General features: G+C 65.7%; 2 protein-coding genes. Both read right to left on the reverse strand.

Features of this window, described 5'->3' with window-relative positions:
- Positions 1–2,497: ligand-binding sensor domain-containing protein (locus tag EAH75_RS19505; protein WP_140656539.1), on the reverse strand; the 2,497-nt coding region annotated here is incomplete at its 3' end.
- Between the two features lie 203 nt (positions 2,498–2,700).
- The coding region (locus EAH75_RS19510) for an ATP-binding protein (RefSeq protein ID WP_140656543.1) at positions 2,701–3,868 on the reverse strand (1,168 nt) is incomplete at its 5' end.

Raw genomic sequence — 3,868 nt, forward strand, 5'->3', positions numbered from 1 at the left:
GGATCTCGTGGCTCAGCGTGGCCAGGAACTGGGTCTTCGCCGCGCTCGCCGCTTCGGCCATCTGCCGTTGCTGCTCGACCAGTTGCATGTGATGGCGCTGCGCCAGCCGCCGACGCCAGCCGCGCAGGACCAGCCCGACGAAGGTGGCAAGCAGCAGCACGTAGATCACCCACGCCCACCAGCGCACCCACGGCGGGGCTTGTACATGGATGCTCAGCGGTGTCCGCAACGCGGTCCACTGGCCGTCTGCACCGGCCGCCATGACGTCCAGCGTGTAGTCACCGGCAGCCAGCCCGGCGAATTCGCGTTCGCCATGATTGCCGGCATCGACCCAGTCGCTGTCGAAACCGCGCAGCCTGAATCGATAGTGATTCGCCGCCGGGTCGACGTAGGAAGACAGCCGCGCCGCGACGTTGAAGCCGCGCTCCCTCCAGTCCAGTTCGATCAACTTCCGGCCACCCGGCAAGGGCTGCAACTTGCCGTCACGGCGCACGCTGATCTGGGTGATCGCCAGCGGTGAGGCAACGCGACGCTCGCGGATCCGGTCCGGATTGAAGGCCACCACGCCGCCAAGTGTTGGTGAGTACAGATTCCCATCGGGCATCAACGCGAAACCGCGGGAAAACTCGCCGTTGGCCAGCCCATTCTGCAACCCGAACGAATGGAACCGATCATTCGCGGGGTCGAAGAACCACAAGCCATCACGCCCAAGCAGCCACACCCGCTGCAATGCATCCACCCGCACATCGACCACGTTGATCGACGGCCAGCCATGCGCCGCATCGATGCTGCGATCGAGCACCAGACCGTCGCCGCGATAACGGTAGTGTTCCAGCCCGTCGGGACGCAGCATCCACAGGCCGTCGGCGGTGAAATCAAACGCGTTGACGGCGCGGTCGTTGAGGACTCCGCTGACGGCCTCGAAGCGGTCATGCTGCATGTCCAGCCGCAACATGCCGCCGTCGCTGGCGTACCAGAAGACGCCGTCGTGCAGGGTGAGCTGGCTGCCCCACAAGACCCGCTGGTTGGGTTGCTCCATCGACACCTGACTGACCGCCAGCGTTTCCTGGTCGATCCGGAACAGGCCTTCGCCGAAGGTGCGCGCGTACATCCTGCCATCGGGCCCCAGTTCCACTTCCAGCGGATGCTTCAGCCACTGGTTATGCGGATCGACCCGCTCCGGTGGCCTGCCGCGGGTATACCGATAGAGCCCGCCACGCACCGTGATCCACAATCGCTCATGCGCGTCCTGGGTCATCCCGAGTACGTCGCCGCTCAAGCCCGACAGCACGTGTTCGCTCTTGCCGGTTACTGGATCGAGCTTGTCGATCCGGCCACCACGCTCGCCCACCCAAACCCGGCCATCGTGACCGCGCGCCATCGCCGTGACGATCGAATCGCGCAGGCTGGCCGGGTCGTCGGGTATATGCGTGAACCGGCTGGTGTCGTTCCAGCCCGGCGCCAGATACGCCACACCGCCATCCAGCAAACCCACCCACAGACCACCTTCGTGATCGACCAGCATCGACCACACCCAGGTACCCGGCAGATCGCCATGCAGCACCGGCTGATCGGTCACTGCCAGCATCGGCCCGCCCGGCCGGCTTTGCAGGAACAGGCCCTGCTGGGTACCGACCCACAGGCGGCCGGAGACGTCGCGAACACTGCTGAGCACGTTGCCCTGCGGAATCACGCCGACACCAAACGGACGCGCCACATCGTCCTTGCCCACCACCAGCAAACCCCTGCTGGTGGCGATGCGCACTTCGCCACCATCGCCGTCGATATGCCAGGCGTCGATAGGTGCGGAGGTATCGCGCTGCGACACAAGATGCATGTGGCCATCGACATCGCGGCGGAACACACCTTGACTGCTGCCGATCCACAATTGCTGCTGCCTGTCCACGTACAGCGCAGCGACCAGACCGAAGGCGGCAGGGTCGGTTCCCAGCAACGGATTGGCCACATGCTCGAATCCGTGGCCGTTCGGCAGCAACCGATCCAGCCCGCGAACCGTGCCGACCAGGAGGCTGCCATCGGCATCCTGCGCCACCGTCCAGACCTTGTCGCTGCTCAGGCTGGATGGGACATGCGGATCGTGCTCCCAGTGCGTGAACTTGCCGCTGGCCGCATCGTAGCGGTTCAGTCCCGCCTCCAGTCCGCCTGCCCAGAGCCGGCCCTCCCGGTCGAACACCAAGGACGCGATGCCGTTGTCATGCAGCGAACCGGGATCATTCGCGACATGGCGAAAGACCTTGAAGTCAACGCCGTCGTAACGCGCGATGCCGCCCTTGGTTCCAAACCACATCGCCCCGTCGCGATCCTGCACGACCGTATAGACACTGCTGCTGGGCAAGCCATCGCTCGTCGCGTAACGACGAAACTGCGGGGTAGGCAACAAGCTGGACGGTGGTATCGCGACAGCCGGCGTAACCACGGCGCCCGACTCGGGTGCGGCCAGACCCAGTGCCACACTCAGCAGGACTGCTGGAAACATCAGGTGGCGCTCCCCGCGGGCGGTCCCTTCCTGCCCGCACTATGCCGCAACGAACCCATGTCCGATGACGAGGCGCGTGCCTGCTTCGGTCCGGTGACCCCGATGATGCCAAATCCCCAGTATCGGCGCGATCAAGATATCGCGATCAGTGTCACGGAACCATCGCCATGCGTCGACCGCGACGCCGGCTGATACCAAGCCGCTCAAACCGGATCGTTCAAGTTCGACACTGTTCGCACAACCTGTGCCAGCGCGTTGCTCAGTTGCTCGCCACTGAGCGGCTTGCGCAGGAAACCGTCCATGCCGGCCGCGCGCGCGCGCATCTCGTCCTCGCCGCCTGATCGAGCGGTCACCGCCACGATCGGCAGATGCTGCCCGGCATGCTCGCGCTGGCGGATCAGGCGGGCAATCTGGAAGCCATCGACGCCGGGCAGATCCAGATCCAGCAGCACCGCATCGAAATTCGCATGCGCCAGTTCGGCCAGCGCGGCGAGTCCGTTGGTGACATGCACCACCGCATGGCATTCGCGCTCCAGCAAGCCACGAATCACCGCGGCCACGATGGTGTCGTCCTCCACCAGCAGTAGTCGATGGATCTGACCGGTCGCGGTTACCGTCGACGCCGGCGGCGCAGTCGCCGACGGCTCGGTCAGCGGCAGTCGAACCCGGAACGTGCTGCCATGCGCGAGGCGCGATTCCAGTTCGATGCTGCCGTCCATCATGTCGACCAGTTCGCGGCAGATCGCCAGGCCCAGCCCGCTGCCGGCGCGCCGCTGTGGGCCGTCCTCCTGCTCGAAGCGCTGGAACAGCCGCGCCTGACTGGCTTCGGGAATGCCCGGGCCGGTGTCGCTCACGCTGAACAGCAAGCCGTCGGCCGTGCGCCGCGCGCGCAAGGTGACATGGCCGTGCTCGGTGAACTTCAGCGCGTTGTTGGCCAGGTTCAACAGCACCTGCTTGATCCGCAGCGCATCGCCCACCAGTCGCGCCGGCAGGTCATCGGCCACCTCCAGCACGAAGCGGATGCCCTTGGTGTGGGCCAGGCCTTGTTCGAGCTGTGCGACATCCTCCAGCAACTGGCGCGGATCGAACGGCGCCGGTTCCAGCTCCAGCTTGCCGGCCTCGATGCGGGCCAGGTCCAGCGCATCGTTGAGCAGCTTCAGCAGCATGCTGCCGGAGCGCTGCATGGCCTGGGTGTAGTCATGCTGCAACGGACTCAGCGGCGTGCTGAGCAGCAACTCGGCCATGCCCATCACGCCGGTCATCGGCGTGCGGATCTCGTGGCTCAGCGTGGCCAGGAACTGGGTCTTCGCCGCGCTCGCCGCTTCGGCCATCTGCCGTTGCTGCTCGACCAGTTGCATGTGATGGCGCTGC

Source organism: Rhodanobacter glycinis (genome assembly GCF_006438785.1).
GTDB lineage: Bacteria > Pseudomonadota > Gammaproteobacteria > Xanthomonadales > Rhodanobacteraceae > Rhodanobacter > Rhodanobacter glycinis_A.